Genomic DNA, 17020 nt, shown 5'->3' on the forward strand with positions numbered 1-17020 from the left:
CCATAGTCAGCGGGCTCGATCTCGGCGATCAAGTCTCCCGCTCGCACGAGCTGATAATCATCGACCGCAACCGACCTGACCAATCCCGTGACTTGGGCAGAGAGCGGCGTGGCGTCGCCGGCGATGAAGGCGTTGTCGGTGGCTTTATAGCGCGCCGACCCGGTCCAGCGGTCCCAATGCGCCGCGATTGCCCAACCGCGACGATCGCGATCACAATTCCCGCATGGAACAGCGGATGGGCCAGGGCCGTGAGGCCGCGATAGCGCCAGGACGCCGGGCTGTCATCCTGCTCAATGGGCGCTACGCTGCCGGTCTCGTTCACAGCAGATGTCATGGTCGTTCCTCCAGCTTTGAAGGACGAGGGCGCCGTTGGTTCAGCGACTCGTTGTGCTCGGAGAAGGGGCGATCGCGCGATGCCGCCGGCGCTCGCTGAGATGGCTTGCTACCTGCAGCGCCACGGCGGCAGCGCCGAAGGCGAACCCGAGCGCGACAACGCCAGGCCAGCCGGCAGCCTGCCAGGCATAGGTCCCGGTCGCCGAACCGAAGGCGCCGCCGAGGAACATCGCACCCATCAGGATGGTATTCAGGCGAGCTCGCGCTTCCGGCCGCAGCGCAAAGACGATGTGCTGGTTGGAGACCAGCGCCGACTGCATGCCGAAATCGAGCAGCACGACGCCAAGAACGAGCCCTGCGAGAGAGGTCCAGAACCCGAACACAAGCCATGACGACAAGGTCACGACGGCGCCGAGCGCAACCACGGGAGCAGCCCCCTTGGAGTCCGCGACGCGGCCGGCGAGCGGCGCCGTGAGGATTCCGACCGCGCCGACGATGCCGAAAAGTCCTGCTACATCGGCGCCGAGGCTGAAGGGTGGCGCCTGCAGGCGGAACGCAAGGACGGTCCAGAAGGCCGTGAAGGCCGCAAAGAGCAGAGCCTGCGTCAGCGCCGCCAGTCGCAGGGCCGGGAATTCGCGCCACAGATGCAGCATCGAATGCAGCAGGCGGCCATAGCCGAGCTGGGAATCCGGCCTGCTGTGCGGGAGCGTCAGCAACATCAGGGCCCCGGCTCCCAGCGCCATCGGCACGCCGAGCCAGAACATCTCGCGCCAGCCGCCATGCGTTGCGACGAAGCCGGCCAGCGTGCGGCTGAGCAGGATGCCGGTCAGGATTCCCGCGAGGATCTTGCCGACCGTGGCGCCGCGCCGCTCCGGCGCCGAGAGATGGGCGGCCAGCGGCACGATCTGCTGGGCGACCGTCGCGGCGAGTCCGACGAGGAGCGAGGCGAGCACCAGCAGGGCAGCGCCCGGCGCCACAGCTGCCAGAATAAGCGCCACCGCCAGCACCCCGAACTGGATGACGATGAGACGCTTGCGTTCGACGATGTCGCCGAGCGGCACCAACAGGAACAGCCCTGCGGCGTATCCGAGCTGAGTCGCCGTTGGAATCAGCCCGGACAGCGAGCCGGGCAGTTCCGCCTCGATCAGGCCGAGCATCGGCTGGTTGTAATAGATGTTGGCGACTGCGATGCCGGCTGCGGCTGACATCGCATAAATAAACATGCTGCCGCTGCGCGGCGGGCTTGCATCCGGCTTGACGGGCTTGTCCATAGTCTGTGCTCCGCTAGCGGGCCGGCGCGACCGGGTTAGCGGTCGATCCGGCTCTGATGGCTTGGAAGCTACGCGCTGGCACTCGCGCATTCTGTAGCGCTTGCGGATGTCCGGCACACACCTGCGTATGATTGCCGGATCGGGCCGCCGCGTTGTCTCAATGAAGGGAACAGGCCCAGTGGCGGAAACGCTCAGGGTCCTCCGGCATCCGCGAGAGGCGCGCCATGAAACCACTTCGCATTAGCATCATCGGCGGATCTCTCGCAGGCCTGTTCGCCGGCGTCCTGCTGAAGCGCGACGGTCATGATGTCAGGGTCCATGAGCGTTCCCGCCAAGGCCTCGCGGGTCGCGGCGCCGGCCTAGTTCCTCAACGAGAGGTTTTCCAGATCCTGCGGGCGATCGGCATCGAGCACCTCGCCGATATCGGCGTGGTCGCGCAGGAGCGCATCTTCCTCGATCAGGCAGGAGAGATCGTGCAGACGATCAGGGAAGCGCAGACCCAGCTCTCGTGGGACGTGCTCTACGAGCAGGTCGCAGCACGCATCGCGCCGGCCGATTACCGGCTCGGCAGCCAGCTCGTGCGGGTCGAAGCTGAGGGCGACGGCCCTGCTATGCTAAGCTTCGCCGACGGCTCGCGCGACGAGGCCGATATGGTGATCGGCGCCGACGGCATCGGCTCGGTCGTGCGCCAGGCACTCTCTCCCGATCATGCGGCAAACCGCTATGCCGGCTATGTCGCCTGGCGCGGATTGATCCCGGAGACGGCGCTGCCTGCGAGGGCTTCGCTGCTATTGGACCGCTTCGCCTTCTATCTCGCGCCGGGCGACCACGCGCTGGGCTACCTCGTACCTGGCCCGAACGGCGAGACCGCGCCAGGCAAGCGGCGCTATAACTGGGTCTGGTACCGCCGGGTAGTGGAGCATGATCTGCGGGCGCTCTTCATCGATCGCGACGGCCGTAGCCATCCGGTCTCGCTGCCGCGCGGCGGGCTGTCATCGGAGCGGCGCGACGCGCTGCGCCATGATGCCCGCATCCACCTGCCGCCGCCCTTCTCGCTTGCCGTCGCGGCGGAGGAGACGCCCTCGATCCAGGGGATCTACGACTATGAGACGCCCGCCATGGTGGGAGGGCGTATCGCTCTGATCGGCGATGCGGCCTTCGTGGTGAGGCCGCACACCGCCATGGGGGTCGGCAAGGCGGCCGGCGACGTGATGTCATTGCGCAAGCATCTGGCCGCGGAGGCCGATCTGGAAACGGCTCTCGCGCGCTACCAAGGCGAGCGCCTACCGGTCGGTCGCGAGATTGCAGCCCTGGGCCGACGCCTTGGTGCGACCGCGCTGTAAGCTCCGGCGGACATGCCGGCCATGTGACACCGAAATCCTTCGAAGACAGCGAGAGAGGCCAAGCACATGTCGAAACGCAATGTTGCCGATCTGATCGTCGAAACCCTGGACCGTGCGGGAGTCGAGCGCATCTACGGCGTGGTCGGCGACAGCCTGAACGGGCTGACCGAGGCGCTGCGCCAGACCGGCAAGATCGACTGGGTGCATGTCCGGCATGAAGAGGTCGCAGCATTCGCTGCTGCCGGAGAATCCCAGATCACGGGGAATCTCGCCGTCTGCGCCGGTTCCTGCGGCCCGGGCAACCTGCACCTCATCAACGGCCTCTACGACGCCCAGCGCAGCCGCACGCCCGTGCTGGCCATCGCCGCGCAGATTCCGTCGGCTGAGATCGGCGGTGGCTATTTCCAGGAAACGCATCCGCAGAACTTGTTTCGCGAATGCAGCGTCTATTGCGAGATGGTCTCCGACCCCAGCCAGATGCCTTATGTACTGGAGAATGCGATCCGCGCCGCCGTCGGAGAGCGCGGTGTCGCGGTCATCGTGATCCCCGGCGACGTGGCGCTGAAGCCGGCGCCGGCGCGTGAAGTCGCGCCGGCCGCAGGGTTGTTGCCGCCGATGCCCGTCGTCACGCCTGCCGAGGCGCAAGTCGAGGCCCTCGCTGCCCTGCTCAACGGAGCGCAACGCGTGACGCTGTTCTGCGGCCGTGGCTGTGCCGGTGCGCATCCCCAGCTCATGAAACTCGCCGAGATGCTGAAGAGCCCGATCGTCCACGCGCTCGGCGGCAAGGAGCATGTCGAATACGACAACCCCTATGATGTCGGCATGACCGGCTTCATCGGCTTCGCTTCGGGCTATGAGGCGATGCACGCATGCGATCTGCTGCTGATGCTGGGCACCGATTTTCCCTACAAGCAGTTCCTCCCGAGCGGCATCACGATCGCCCAGGTCGACATCCGCGCATCTCAGCTCGGCCGCCGCTGCAAGCTCGATCTCGGCATCGTCGGCGATGTCAGCGCGACGATCGACGCCCTGCTGCCGCGCCTGTCGGTGAAGCGGGACCAGACGCATCTCGACGACAGCCTCGACCGCTACCGGCACTCTCGGGAAGGGCTCGACGCGCTGGCGCGCGGCACGCCAGGCCGCAGGCCAATCCACCCGCAATATCTGGCGAAGGTGGTTAGCGACGTTGCCGCGGAGGATGCGGCCTTCACCTTCGATGTCGGCACGCCGACGATCTGGGCGGCACGCTATCTCAAGATGAACGGCAAGCGGCGGCTGGTGGGCTCGCTGGTGCATGGCTCGATGGCCAACGCCATGCCGCAAGCCATCGGCATCCAAGCTGCGCAGCCCGGGCGGCAGGTGATCTCGCTGTCAGGCGATGGCGGCTTCACGATGCTGATGGGCGATCTGATCACGCTCAAGCAGCAGAAGCTGCCGGTGAAGATCGTCATTTTCAACAATGGCGTGCTCGGCTTCGTCGCTCTCGAAATGAAGGCTGCGGGCTTCGTGGAACTCGGAACCGATCTTGAGAATCCCGATTTCGCAGCGATGGCGCGTGCCATGGGCATTCATGGCGTCAGGGTCGAGGATCCCGGCGATCTTCCGAGCGCGGTCGCAGACGTGCTTGGCCATAACGGGCCAGCCGTGCTCGACGTGGTGACCGCGACGCAGGAACTCTCCATGCCGCCGACCATCGGTGTGGAGCAGGCCAAGGGCTTCGGCCTGTGGATGCTGCGGGCCGTGATGAGCGGGCGCGGCGACGAGGTGCTCGACCTCGCCAAGCAGAACCTGCTGCCGCGCTGAACTGACCGAACCAATCGAGATATCCGCCAGCTGCGGCCTCAACGGTCCCGGCGCCCTCTCGCTATTGCCGGAATCGCGCCATGGAACTGACGCCCCTGCTGCTGTCGCGGATATGCATGGCGGCGCGTCAAAAGAGCAGCATTGAGGTTATGAGCCAGGAACGGCGGCCCTAAGCAGGGTCGGACTTTCCAGCAGGGATGATGCGGCAGCGCCACCAGCTGCGGCCAAACGAAAGGGAGGGCGGAGATGATCCGCCCTCCCTTGGTCATTGTCGCGCGTGGGTTGGGTGTCAGCCCTTCACGAAGGCCAGAAGGTCCGGATTGATCACCTCGGCATGGGTGGTCAGCATGCCGTGCGGGAAACCCTCGTAGATCTTCAGCGTGCCGTGCTTCAGGAGCTTGGCCTGCAGAAGCGCCGCATCCTTGTAGGGTACGATCTGGTCGTCATCGCCCTGCATCGCCAGCGTCGGCACGGTGATCGCCTTCAGGTCCTCGGTCTGGTCGGTTTCGGAGAAGGCCTTGATTCCCTCGTAATGGGCCAGCGCTCCGCCAATCATGCCCTGCCGCCACCAGTTCTGGATCACCCCTTGCGAAATCTTCGCCCCCTCGCGGTTGAAGCCGTAGAAAGGGCCGGAGGCGACATCGAGATAGAACTGCGCGCGGTTGGCGGCGAGCGCCTTGCGGAAGCCGTCGAAGACCTCGATCGGCGTTCCACCCGGATTGCTTGCAGTCTTCAGCATCAGCGGCGGCACGGCGCTGACCAGCACCGCCTTGGCGACGCGGCCATGGGGCTGGCCGAACTTCGCGACATAGCGGGCGACCTCGCCCCCGCCGGTGGAGTGGCCGATATGGACGGCGTTCTTGAGGTCGAGATGCTCGACCACGGCGAAGGCGTCAGCGGCGTAGTGATCCATGTCGTTGCCGGTATCGGCCTGCGAAGAGCGGCCATGGCCGCGACGGTCATGGGCCACGACGCGGTAGCCGTTCGCGAGGAAGAACAGCATCTGCGCGTCCCAGTCGTCTGAGGACAGCGGCCAGCCGTGATGGAACATGATCGGCTGGGCGCTTTTGGGCCCCCAGTCCTTGTAGAAGATCTCGACGCCGTCCTTGGTCTTCACGTAACCGCTGCTCATGGTCGTGGCTCCTGTCGTGTTTCGAAGGGGTTGTGACGGTTGTGCGGATGCTGCCGCAGGGATCAGGCTCGCTGCAGAAGCGGCGGCCATGCCGGCCATCGCGGCCCGCCGGGTGACGATGAAACTGACGTCGGACATAGCCTTGTCTCCGCATTGGGTAGCTGACGAAGACAGGTTAGGCGGGGGCAGCCGGGGCCGGAATCCTACGCTTGGATCAGCGCCTCATACGAAGGTGTGGGGTGTGCAGCTCAGCCGCGGCGATGCGCCAGCGCCGCGGCAAGATGATGCGCAATTGTGTCGGGTTCGGCTGGCTTGTCGAGGAAGGCGCAAGCGCCGGCGGCCATGACGCGCTCGCGCGTAGCGGCTGTCGGAAAAGCCGTCATGAAGATCATCGGGAAGCTCCGTCCGGTCGCGATCAGTTCGGCCTGGAGCTGGTCTCCCGTCATCTCGGGCATCTGGATATCGGAAATCATGCAATCGGGATCGCCCGTCTCGCAATCTGCGAGGAATTCCGGCGCAGAGCCATAGCTTCGGGCTTCGTAGCCCAGCGAGCGGATCAGGCTGGCCAGCGAATTGCGAACGCCGTCGTCGTCATCGACGATCGCGACTGTCGGTATGTGATGCATGTCCACGCTTCTTTGTGCCGATGGTCGCACAAAAGGGGGACTCCGGTGCGCGGCCTGACCTCGTTATGAAGGATCATGCGTCGTGCGGCCATCATACGCAGGTTTGCACCTCGCATGTTCACGGCTTGTGAACCCCCAGGGCCTCGGCCGTTCGGACGAGGTCGGCCAACGTGCGCACACCCATCTTCCGCATGACGTTGCCTCGATGGATCTTCACCGTGATCTCGCTGAGGCCGAGCATGCCGGCGACCTGCTTGTTCATCAGACCGGCAACGACATGCGTCATCACCTCGCGCTCCCTGGCTGTCAGCGTCGCATAGGCTGAACGCTGATCGTCCAGCGCCGCGGTCGCGCTGCGGCGCTGCCGGTCGCGCTCAATCGCAGACGTCACCGCGTCGAGCATTTCCTGATCGCGGAAAGGCTTCGACAGGAAATCGACCGCACCAGCCTTCATCGCCCGCACGGTCATCGGTATGTCGCCATGTCCGGTCATGAAGACGATCGGCAGCGCTATCCCCTGCCGGGCGAGCTGGTCCTGAAAATCGAGGCCGCTAATGCCAGGCAGGCGCACGTCGAGGATGATGCAGCCTGGCACGTCGGGCAAAGCGCCCTGCAACAGCTCCGCCGGCGCGCCGAAGAGGCGCGTCGCCAGCCCAACAGACCGGATCAAACTGTCGAGGGATTCACGCACCGCCGGATCGTCGTCCACGATCACGACGAGTGGCGGGCTCGGTGAAGCCGGGGCCGGCTTTACGGACGACTGCCTGATCATACCGCGGTACCATGGTGGGAAATAGGAAGAGTCAGGCGGAATGTCGCTCCGCCGTCTGGAGGGTTCTCGACCGAAAGCTTTCCGCCGTGAGCTTCAGCGGTCGTTCGGCAGATCGCAAGACCCATGCCCATCCCCTCCGGCTTGGTCGTGAAGAAGGGATCGAACAGGCGCTCCAGGTGCTGGGGCGAGATGCCGGGACCGGTGTCGCGTAGAGCGATCTCGACACGACGGCCTTCCACTTGGCAGTCTGCCTGACCGGCGGTGATCGTCAGCAGGCGCCGGCCATCATGTTCAGTCATCGCCTGGCCGGCGTTGACCATCAAGTTGACCAGGACTTGCTGGAGCTGGATCCGGTCGCCAATGACAGGCGGCAGGTCCGCAGCGGCTTCGATGCGCAATTCGACCTCGGCGCGCGCGAGTTCCCGCTGCACGAGCTGCGCGGCCTCCTCGATCAGCGCCGCGACATCCAGCGCATTCGAGCGGGTCGGTGCCTTGGTCAGGAAGGCGCGAATCCGCTTCACGATCTCGCTGGCGCGCCGGCCTTCGGAAACGACGCGCCCGATGGCGCTGTCAACCTCCTGCAGGTCAGGCTTGTCGCGGCGTAGCCAGCGCAGCGCCGCCTCGCCGTTGGTCACGACTGCCATCAATGGCTGATTGACTTCATGGGCGATCGACGCGGTGAGCTCACCCAAGGTCGCCACGCGGGCGGCATGGGCGAGTTCCGCCTGTGCTTGCAGCACCGCATCCTGCGCCTGCCGGCGTTCGGTGATGTCAACGACGAAGACAAGAACATTGCCGTCGCCGTCATCGACTGTCGGAAAGGTAATGGCGAAGATGACCGGCACGCGGCTGCCATCGGTCCTGACGATCTCCGTCTCGCCTTCATGGAAGCTCTCGCCACGAGCGAAAGCCGCCAGCGCCGGCCCGAAGGTCGGATCGCTGTCGCTCAGCACATCGTCGACCGTCTGGTGGAGATCAGAAGGACATCCCGCTCCGATCATGGAGAGGAAGGCTGGGTTGACGTCGACAATCTTCGTCACCTTGCGCAGGCGCGCGACAAACTCCGGATGCGCGGCCAGATGAGCGGCCAATGTCTCCCCATTCGCGAGATCGAGTGCGGCAAGTTCGCGGCGCGCCGCGCTCCAGTCCTCCTGAACGACGCCGACCCGGGTCGCGTCGAACATGCGCCGGTAGCGTCTTTCGCTCTGAACCAGCGCCGCGTGGGCAGCCTCGCGTTCGGTGACATCCCTATTCGTCTCGAACACGCCGACGATGCGTCCCCTGGCATCGTGTTGGAGGGCCCAGCGACTTTCCACGGTAATCCGCGCGCCGGCCTTGGTCCGGTGCTCCAGCGTGCCGTCCCATCGTCCCGTGTCGTGAAGCACGCGGTCGGCCGCGTCGCGCGGCAGCGCATATCGCGTCTCCAGCAACTCGTCGGCGATCCGGCCCGTCGCCTCGGCGGCAGACCAGCCATAGGTCTCTTCCGAGGCGCGATTCCAGAATGTGATCTGTCCGAAAGTGTCTCGCACGAAGATCATGTCGTGCGACAGGTTGAGCAGCCGGGCCTGGGCCGCAAGCGTCGCCGTGGCCGCCTGGTTCTTCAGGGAGAGCAACGTCGCGATCGTGATCGCCGCCACGCTGACCAGCGCGCGCAAAGTGGGAGCGCCGGCCAGGCTCGGGCCATGTGTATCGACATAAGCCACGACGGTCAGGGTCAGGCTTGTCACCGCCGCCACGAGGATGTCGCCCCGCCGTCCGGTGCCCGCTGCCAGCAAGACTACCAGAACGTAGAGCACAGCCACCGCGCCCTCCAGCGGCGAGAGCGTATCGAACAGGAAGATGCAGAGCGCGAGCAGACCCGCGGCGATGCGAAGTGCCGTCGTGTTCATGGCCGCAGAGAAGAAGGAGCGCTGGGGGAGAGCGGTGTCCGGCGGGGCGGATCGAGAGGCGTTGTACCGAGCGGCGGAGAAGCGGGAGGACATGAGGGGCAGCCGATTCCGGTCGCGAGAGCTGACAACGCGCTAGCATAGCTCATCTGCCTCGTCCCCCGCGATCGGTGCGGATGCTTCGATCCGCGGCATCACTTTCGCAAAAGCGGCCGGCGATGAAATCATACAGGGGTTTAGGTCGGCCGGGCGCGGCCTTCACTGGCGCACACAAACCTAGGTATGAGCTCGACATGCCTTCGTCCGATTCAGGCGGCGGCGGCCGCGACCTAGGGTCAGGACATCGGGGAGACAGGCTCCTCGAAGCCACCCCGGAGAGCTGCCATGAACGACCTGTCCATCCATGCCAAGCGCGACGCCGCCTTGCGCACCCCGACCGATCTCGGCGCGAACGCCACGACCGACATCGCAGCCGCGCTGACCGGCGTCCTCGCCGACATGTTCGCGCTCTATCTCAAGACCAAGAACTTCCACTGGCACATGTCCGGCCCGCATTTCCGCGACTATCACCTGATGCTCGACGAGCAGGGCGATCAGATCTTCGCGACCACCGATGCGCTGGCCGAGCGCGCCCGCAAGGTCGGCGGCTCGACGCTCCGCTCGATCGGCCATATCGGCCGGATCCAGCGCCTGCTCGACAATGACGCGGACTATGTCACCCCCCAGGACATGCTGGCGGAGCTTGCCGACGACAACCGCAGCCTGACCGGCTTCCTGCGCGCGGCTCACGGTGTCTGCGAGGCCCATAACGACGTCGCCTCGACCAGCCTGCTCGAGGTCTGGATCGATGATTCCGAGCGGCGGAGCTGGTTTCTCTACGAAACGACACGGCAAGAGCGCTGAGCGCGCTCAAACACGTTCCGATCGGAGGAGAATGACCATGTCCGAAACGCATTCGCCGACGGCCCTGCCTGCGGGCCAGACTGCCCCGGCCTTCACGCTACCGGCGACGCCTGACCAGACGGTTTCGCTCGATGACCTGCGCGGCAAGCCGGTGATCCTCGCCTTCTATCCCGCGGACTGGAGTCCGGTCTGCGGTGACCAGATGGCGCTCTACAACGAGATCCTGCCCGAATTCCACAAGGCCGGCGCGCAACTCGTCGGCATCTCGGTGGACGGCGTCTGGTGTCACGCCGCCTTTGCCGGCGAGCGCAAGCTGCACTTCCCGCTGCTCTCCGATTTCGAGCCCAAGGGCGCGGTCGCGCGCAGCTTCGGCGTCTACCGCGACAAGGAGGGCATCAGCGAGCGCGCCCTCTTCGTCATCGACGGGGCGGGCATCATCCGCTGGAGCTTCGTCTCGCCGCTCGGCATCAACCCCGGCGCCGACGGCATTCTCGAGGCACTCGATAATCTCGGCGCCTCGGCGCCCTCCGAAGGAGCTACGTCATGACCCGTCTCGCGATCCCCGTCGGCAGCCAGGACCATGTCCAGGGCCAGGCGCAGGCCGCTGTGACCCTCGTCGAATATGGCGACTATGAATGCCCCTATTGCGGCGAGGCCTATCCTGTTCTCAAGGCGGTGCAGCGCGCCATGGGCGACCAGTTGCGCTTCGTCTTCCGCAACTTCCCGCTCGCCGAAATGCATCCCCATGCGGTGCGCGCAGCGGAGTTCGCGGAGACGGCCGCCGAGCTCGGCAAGTTCTGGCAGGCACATGACATGCTCTACGAGAATCAGACCGCACTGCGAGACGCCGACCTCTACGCCTATGGCCTTCGCCTCGGTCTCGCTACCGACGTCGTCAGGCAAGGCCTCGATGGCCGCTTCGACCGGAAGATCAAGGAGGATTTCACGGGCGGCATTCGCAGCGGCGTGAACGGGACGCCGAGCCTGTTCATCAACGGGCTTCGGTACGATGGCGAGCGCGATATCGACAGCCTCGTTTCCGCCTTGAAGCAAGCCGCCCGGGACGCCATCCGCCCGCGCGCCGCAACGCATCGCTGAGCCCCCTTGCCACCCGGCCAATGGAGACGACCATGACCGATTCCACGATGTCCTTCCGCTACCGGCTCGAACAGGCCACGCCCCGCACCGGCTCAGGCGGCATCACGCGCGGCGCCTCCGTGAAGCAGTTCCCGGCCAGCGTCGGCATCGCAGGCGTTTCGATGAGGCTCGCACCAGGTTCGATGCGCGAACTGCACTGGCATGCCAATGCTGCCGAGTGGGCCTATGTCGTCGCGGGCGAGTGCCGCACCACGGTGCTGCATCCGGACGGCTCGTCAGCGACCGATACGTTCGGCCCCGGCGACGTCTGGTATTTTCCACGCGGCTGGGGCCACTCCATCCAGGGGCTCGGTCCCGGCGAGTGCCATTTCATTCTGATCTTCGACAATGGCGACTTCTCCGAGGATCATACCTTCAGCGTCACCGACTGGCTTTCCCGAACGTCGCCGGAGGTGCTGGCGCAGAATCTCGGCCTGAGCCGCGAAGAGATCGCACAGCTCCCGGCCGGCGAGGCTTATTTCGCCCAAGGACCCGTGCCCGACGACCGTTCGACCGACGCTGCGCCGCGCGCAACGCCTGCGTTGACGACGCCGCACCGCTACCCGCTGCTGGCCCAGCAGCCACGGCGCGTGCCGGGCGGCGGCACGCAGCGTACCGTCACCGTGGACGAATTTCCGATCTCGAAGGGCATGGCTGGCTCGCTCCTGGAGATCGAGCCCGGCGCGATGCGCGAGCTGCACTGGCACCCGAACGCCGACGAGTGGCAGTATTACCTTGAGGGCAACGCCGAGATGGCGGTCTTTCTGGCGGAGGGACAGGTCGTTGCCGAAACCTTCGAGGCTGGCGATATCGGTTATGTCCCAATGGGTGCGGGCCACTACATCCGCAACACCGGATCGACGGTGTTGCGCGTCCTCGTCGGGTTCAACAATGGGCATTATGAGGCGAACGACCTCTCAGCCTGGCTCGCCGCCAACCCGGTTGACGTGCTTGCAACGAATCTCGGTTTGCCTCGTGATGTTGCGATGACGCTTCCGCATCGGGCACGCTTCATACTGTCTGGTTCCATCCCACACTGAGCGCAAGTCTTGTCGGCCTACATGTGGACGCCGGCCTGCATTCCTCACATGATCGATCGGAATTTGAGATGAGCCTGATCGAGACACGCGGCCACCAGATGTTCCCGGTGCTCGTTGCCGAACAGATTGCAACGTTCAGGAGGTTTGCCAGCGGGCCCGCGCGCCGGTTTCAACCCCACGAATTGATCTTTAATGTCGGCGACCACCATGCACCGGTATGGATGGTTCTGGACGGCGCGATCGAAGTCGTGCGCCGCGATGGCCTCGGGCGCGAGAATCCCATTACTGTTCACGGCATCGGACAATTTACTGGTGAAGTCAGCCAGCTTGCGGGGCGTGGCTCATTGGCCGCAGGCAAGGCGGGGGCAGAGGGGTGTCTGGCGCTGCCACTGGATGCAGCGTACCTACGGGCTCTGATCATCGGTTCGGCCGATCTCGGCGAAATCGTCATGCGCGCGCTGATCCTGCGCCGGGTCGGGCTGATCGAAGGGGGTTCGGCGGGATCGGTGCTGATCGGACGAACGGGAGAGAGCGAGCTCGTGCGCTTGCAGGGGTTCCTGTCCCGCAACGGCTATCCCCACACCACGATCGACGCGGAAGACGGCGGCGACGGGCACGTCATCGTAGAGCGGCTGGGGCTGCATTCAGACGATCTTCCCCTGATGATCTGCCCGATCGGCACTGTCTTGAAGCGCCCCAGCAATGCGGAAGCCGGGGTCTGCCTCGGAATGACGCCCGAGCTCGATCCGACCAAGATCTACGACACTGCCATCGTAGGGTCCGGGCCGGCCGGGTTGGCCGCGGCCGTCTATGCGGCATCGGAGGGCTTGAGCGTTCTGGTGCTCGATCAGCGCGCCTTTGGGGGCCAAGCTGGCGCCTCGGCACGGATCGAGAACTACCTAGGCTTTCCGACCGGCATATCAGGTCAGGCCCTTGCCGGACGTGCCTATAATCAAGCTCAGAAATTTGGCGCTGAGATCGCTATTCCCCTGGCCGTAACCGAGCTCGATTGCCACGACAGCGAGATCAAACGACTGTCCCTCTCGAACGGCTTTAGCATCCGGGCTAGGACAGTTGTGATAGCTGCGGGCGCGAGGTATCGCCGGCCGGAAATCGCAAACCTCGACACGTTCGAAGGAAATGGCATCTCCTACTGGGCCTCGCCTGTCGAAGCGCGCCTTTGCGAAGGTGAAGAGGTTGCGTTGGTCGGCGGTGGGAACTCTGCCGGGCAGGCGGTGGTATACTTGGCCCCCAGGGTGAAGCGCCTCCACCTGGTGATCCGCCGTCGCGATCTCGAAGCGACAATGTCGCGGTATCTGATCGATCGGATTGCAGCGTTACCAAATGTCGAGATCCACCCGGAGACGGAAGTGCTTTCTCTCGAGGGAAGCAAACAGCTTGGTCTGACGGGCGCCAAATTCGGTAACCGCACGACTCAAGCCACACATCATCGCACGCTGCGACACCTATTCTTGTTCATTGGGGCCGAACCAAACACCGACTGGCTGGCGAACTGCGTCGGCGTCGATCATGGTGGCTTCGTGAAGACGGGAACGGGCCTGACGCGTGATACCGCGATAGCCGGAGAAGTCCTGCGAACGCTGGAAACCGACAAGGCTGGTGTCTTTGCAATCGGCGACGTGAGGGCAGGATCGATTAAACGCGTCGCCGCCGCCGTCGGAGAGGGAGCAGCAGTGGTGGCCCAGATTCATGGCTACCTAGCTGATGTCGTTCGATAGCGCCCGTACTAGCGCGGTCGCCGCGTCCGCCACCAGGGGGCTCCTGGTTGACTGCTATCGCCGGTCTAGGTGCCTTTGACGTGCTGATTGGCATTCCGGTGGGCGGCCAGGACAAACCGGCGGTGAAGGAAGGGTAGCCAGCAAAGCCCGACGAATGTCCGGTTTTCGTCAAGGCCTGAATGTCAGCTTCTCTAATCGGGCAGTTGGGTCAAGCTCGGATTGCACCTCTGTGCCGGGGCTCGTTCACGCGGGTCACGCTTCTCTTCGCAGTCTGGTGGCTTCTGCCGTATCGCCTCTTCGACAAGAAACAGCGGGTCACGCACACGGCGATCGTCGAGAACAAGCGCCTCTCGGAGGCCCTGGCCTGGGTGAAAGAGCGCCAGGACGAGATCAAACCGGTGCCGCCAAAGACGCACAGCGAAGCCGGCGGCTACGCGCCTCGACCGAAGGGGCACCGAGGTCGGATCTCCTTCGTCGACCGTCATGTCGCGGCGAAAGCGGCACATCGCACCGCCTCTGCGGCGCTGCTGCGAAACTCGGGCTCTCCGCAGCCACTTGCGCAGCGTCTCGCGCGAGACATTCAGGCCATGACGTTCGAGAAGCATCTGGCTCGCAAAGGTCGGCCCGAAATCCCTATAGCGCTCGGTGATGTGCGCGATCGCCAGCTGCCGAACATGAGGCCCCAGCAATCGGTTGGAGGGCCGGCCGCGAGCTCGGTGCCGCAGGCCGGCAGCACCATGATCCGCAAACTGTAGCGCCAGCCGGTGCGCCAGGCGCCGCGTGATGCCCATGGATTCGGCGGCAGCCGTCATCGTCAAGCGGCCCGCAAAAACCGACGCCAGCACTTCAGCCCGGCGAAGCTCCCGTTCGCTCATCTCCACCCAGCGCATGCCAAACTCCAACGCACGTCACGGCAGAGGAGTGTGACATTCCTAGTTTGCCACGGTGAGACATTCTAACTTTGCGCCCACACTCGGTGTCAGAGCTCGTTAGACAAGTCGCTTTCTGTGCTCGTTAGAAATGTCACTCAGGCCAGTTCTCCGGCTTACCTCAAGCAGCGCGGCGGAGCTGGTCAGGGTTGCGCAGCCGCGCTGCGGCATGGCTACAAGCGACCGGGCGGGCAGGGCGCGACTCACGCTGAAGGGCAAAGAACGACCCACTGCCGACATTGCTATATCTTCGTTCAACGTCGCTTCGGCTCCACCAGCGCGACCGCTGGCTGCCCACATGAGTCCGAGCGTGGTACGACGAATACGGTTTGCCTGTATTCCACCTGATGGCCCGGCAAGGTCACTTCGGTCTGGCACAGGACCCACGTTCCCGAAGCATCCTTCCTAACAAACTCGATCACCGCGCGAGTGTTATGCTTGATACGCCAGTGAGATAGCACACTACCGCGAATGTGAGGCTCGACAGCAAGGCGCCTTTGATCAGCGAAGTGGCGCCATAACATAGCTACAAATGGCAAGCTCGCGACAACCAAGCTCAAGCTGATCAGTCCGACTTTAGCAACAGAGGAAGGCGAGGCTGACGTTGTCACGACCATTGCCAGTAGCGGCTGAACCCGATGGACGGTCGTAACGCCTCCATCATAGGAGCCGCAATAGCCTCTATCCACCCATCTAGGAAATTGCCGATCCATCCGGCTGCTTCGCTAGCCGGCCTTGAAGATGCTCTTCCCCTGACCCTGCCGTCGAGGCGCTCGGCCGCTGCGTGACATGTTGAGCTCCTTCTGGCGCTCGGCAATGTAGGCCAGCGTCGCGCCTAACCGTTTGTTCTCGACGATCGCGGCCTGATCGACCTGCTGAACCTTGTCGAAAGTCCGATAAGGCAGGTCAAGGCCCTGGTGCCGGATCGCAAACCGACCATCTGGATAGTCGTAGATCGTGACACGCTGGCGGGCGAGGGTGCGGGTCACCGGCGTCGGTTCAAGGATGAACAGCATCTTGTCGTATTGCAGCGTCAGGTTCTGCGAAACCGTCCGCTCCTCCTTCCAGGCAAAGGCCTCGTCGATATCGTCGTCCCCGGCGAGCGGACGGTGCAGATCCTTGTCGTTGAACGGCACCTTGGCGAAGCGCCGGTTGAAGTCCTCCATGAAGCCCGGCAGGAAGGCGTTCCCGGCCTCGAGCGATGAGATCCCGGCGAGCCGCAGCTCCTTCACCAGCCGGTCTTGCAGCGTGCCATTGGCGCGCTCGACCCGGCCTTTGGCCTGCGGGACGTTGGCACAGATGATGTCGATGTTGAGCTGATCCAGCGCCCGGCCGAACTGCGTCATGCCATTGCCGCCGGTCGCACCGACCTTGTTGACCCGAAACGTCGCGTGCTTGTCAGAGTAGAACGCAACCGGCTTGCCGTGGCGCTGCAAATAGCTCCGCGTCGCGGCAAAATAGTCGAACGTCGACTCTGCCGTGACGAATTGCAGGTGCATCAGTCGGCTGGTCGCATCGTCGATGAAGACGAGCAGGGTGCATTGCGGGCCACGGTCCTCAAACCACCAATGCTGCGAGCCGTCGATCTGGACGAGCTCGCCGACGCAATCGCGCCGGTAGCGCGGCTGATGCACTGGCTTGAGCCGCTCTCGACGATCGCGCCAGATTCCGTCAGCGATCATCCAGCGCCGCACCGTCTCGACGCCCAACCGCAATCCATGCCGTTCCGCGAGCTTCTCTGCCGCCAGCGTTGGCCCGAAATCCGGATAGTTCGCCCGGATCAGCGCCAAAGCCTGCGTCCGGACCGTCGGCGGATAAGACCGGTTGCTCGGCTTGCCACGCTTTTGCGACACCAGGCCGACTGGCCCGCGCCGGCGATAAACCTGCAGCAGCCGAAATACGTGCCGGTGCGTCAGATGAAGTAGCTGCGCCGCGTCGCCGACCGAAATCCGTTCCGCCACAACATCCCACAGCACCTGAACCCGGTCGAGTTCGGCATGGCTCATCGACACCACCGTCATCACGCAAAGCTCCCAGCAAGCCAGCACTCAGAACGAGTGACATCTCTAACGGGGAGACTGGTGACCTTTCTAACGGGGGCCTACA

At 64.5% G+C, this 17020-nt stretch carries 14 protein-coding genes; 7 read left to right on the plus strand and 7 right to left on the minus strand.

What is annotated here, in order from left to right; genetic code table 11:
• Positions 1 to 374: 374 nt before the first annotated feature.
• A complete protein-coding gene (locus tag GY40_RS01815) occupies positions 375 to 1604 on the minus strand; it encodes an MFS transporter (protein ID WP_051987423.1) in 1230 nt (409 codons plus the stop codon).
• Positions 1605 to 1828: 224 nt separating this feature from the next.
• Here GY40_RS01815 and GY40_RS01820 point away from each other — a divergent pair, with 224 nt between their 5' ends.
• Together GY40_RS01820 and poxB are read left to right on the plus strand one after the other, a co-directional pair.
• The gene (locus GY40_RS01820; protein ID WP_038358231.1) at positions 1829 to 2947 is read left to right on the plus strand and encodes an FAD binding domain-containing protein; all 1119 of its coding nucleotides are present in this window, start codon (positions 1829 to 1831) and stop codon (positions 2945 to 2947) included.
• Between the two features lie 66 nt (positions 2948 to 3013).
• The gene (poxB, locus tag GY40_RS01825; protein ID WP_038358233.1) at positions 3014 to 4750 is read left to right on the plus strand and encodes a ubiquinone-dependent pyruvate dehydrogenase; all 1737 of its coding nucleotides are present in this window, start codon (positions 3014 to 3016) and stop codon (positions 4748 to 4750) included.
• 289 nt (positions 4751 to 5039) lie between these two features.
• On the opposite strand, the gene GY40_RS01830 is transcribed toward poxB, so the two are convergent.
• The 4 genes from GY40_RS01830 to GY40_RS01845 all read right to left on the minus strand — a co-directional run bounded on the left by GY40_RS01830 (position 5040) and on the right by GY40_RS01845 (position 9262).
• Positions 5040 to 6020, minus strand: coding sequence for an alpha/beta fold hydrolase (locus GY40_RS01830; protein WP_081925062.1), 981 nt, complete (start codon positions 6018 to 6020; stop codon positions 5040 to 5042).
• Between the two features lie 110 nt (positions 6021 to 6130).
• On the minus strand, positions 6131 to 6508 hold the full coding sequence (locus tag GY40_RS01835) for a response regulator transcription factor (RefSeq protein ID WP_038358235.1): 378 nt from the start codon (positions 6506 to 6508) through the stop codon (positions 6131 to 6133).
• 118 nt (positions 6509 to 6626) lie between these two features.
• Positions 6627 to 7280: a response regulator transcription factor gene (locus GY40_RS01840; protein WP_038358237.1), complete on the minus strand. Its 654-nt coding sequence runs from the start codon at positions 7278 to 7280 to the stop codon at positions 6627 to 6629.
• Positions 7277 to 9262 carry a PAS domain-containing sensor histidine kinase gene (locus GY40_RS01845; RefSeq protein ID WP_248311077.1) on the minus strand — a complete coding sequence of 662 codons (1986 nt, stop codon included), beginning with the start codon at positions 9260 to 9262 and terminating at the stop codon, positions 7277 to 7279. Before GY40_RS01845 ends, GY40_RS01840 begins: the two co-directional genes overlap by 4 nt.
• A 288-nt stretch (positions 9263 to 9550) precedes the next feature.
• On the opposite strand from GY40_RS01845, the gene GY40_RS01850 reads away from it, so the two are divergent.
• From GY40_RS01850 to GY40_RS01870, 5 genes are all read left to right on the plus strand, one after another.
• Positions 9551 to 10069: a Dps family protein gene (locus tag GY40_RS01850; protein ID WP_038358241.1), complete on the plus strand. Its 519-nt coding sequence runs from the start codon at positions 9551 to 9553 to the stop codon at positions 10067 to 10069.
• A gap of 37 nt (positions 10070 to 10106) precedes the next feature.
• The gene (locus tag GY40_RS01855; RefSeq protein ID WP_081925063.1) at positions 10107 to 10616 is read left to right on the plus strand and encodes a peroxiredoxin; all 510 of its coding nucleotides are present in this window, start codon (positions 10107 to 10109) and stop codon (positions 10614 to 10616) included.
• Positions 10613 to 11167, plus strand: coding sequence for a DsbA family protein (locus GY40_RS01860; RefSeq protein WP_038358245.1), 555 nt, complete (start codon positions 10613 to 10615; stop codon positions 11165 to 11167). The genes GY40_RS01855 and GY40_RS01860 overlap by 4 nt, the downstream gene beginning before the upstream one ends.
• 20 nt (positions 11168 to 11187) lie before the next feature.
• Complete coding sequence (locus tag GY40_RS01865) at positions 11188 to 12246, plus strand: cupin domain-containing protein (RefSeq protein ID WP_282568274.1); 1059 nt, start codon at positions 11188 to 11190, stop codon at positions 12244 to 12246.
• 68 nt (positions 12247 to 12314) lie between these two features.
• Positions 12315 to 13985 (plus strand): FAD-dependent oxidoreductase, encoded by a 1671-nt coding sequence (locus tag GY40_RS01870; RefSeq protein WP_038358247.1) that lies wholly within the window; start codon positions 12315 to 12317, stop codon positions 13983 to 13985.
• Between the two features lie 191 nt (positions 13986 to 14176).
• Here GY40_RS01870 and GY40_RS28545 read toward each other — a convergent pair whose 3' ends face one another.
• Both GY40_RS28545 and GY40_RS01880 read right to left on the minus strand, forming a co-directional pair.
• Positions 14177 to 14875, minus strand: coding sequence for a helix-turn-helix domain-containing protein (locus GY40_RS28545; RefSeq protein ID WP_349236396.1), 699 nt, complete (start codon positions 14873 to 14875; stop codon positions 14177 to 14179).
• A 764-nt stretch (positions 14876 to 15639) separates the two neighbouring features.
• Positions 15640 to 16935 carry an ISNCY family transposase gene (locus GY40_RS01880; protein WP_038358251.1) on the minus strand — a complete coding sequence of 432 codons (1296 nt, stop codon included), beginning with the start codon at positions 16933 to 16935 and terminating at the stop codon, positions 15640 to 15642.
• Positions 16936 to 17020: the final 85 nt, after the last annotated feature.

Source organism: Allobosea sp. UNC402CLCol, from assembly GCF_000745475.1.
GTDB classification, from domain to species: Bacteria; Pseudomonadota; Alphaproteobacteria; order Rhizobiales; family Beijerinckiaceae; genus Allobosea; species Allobosea spartocytisi.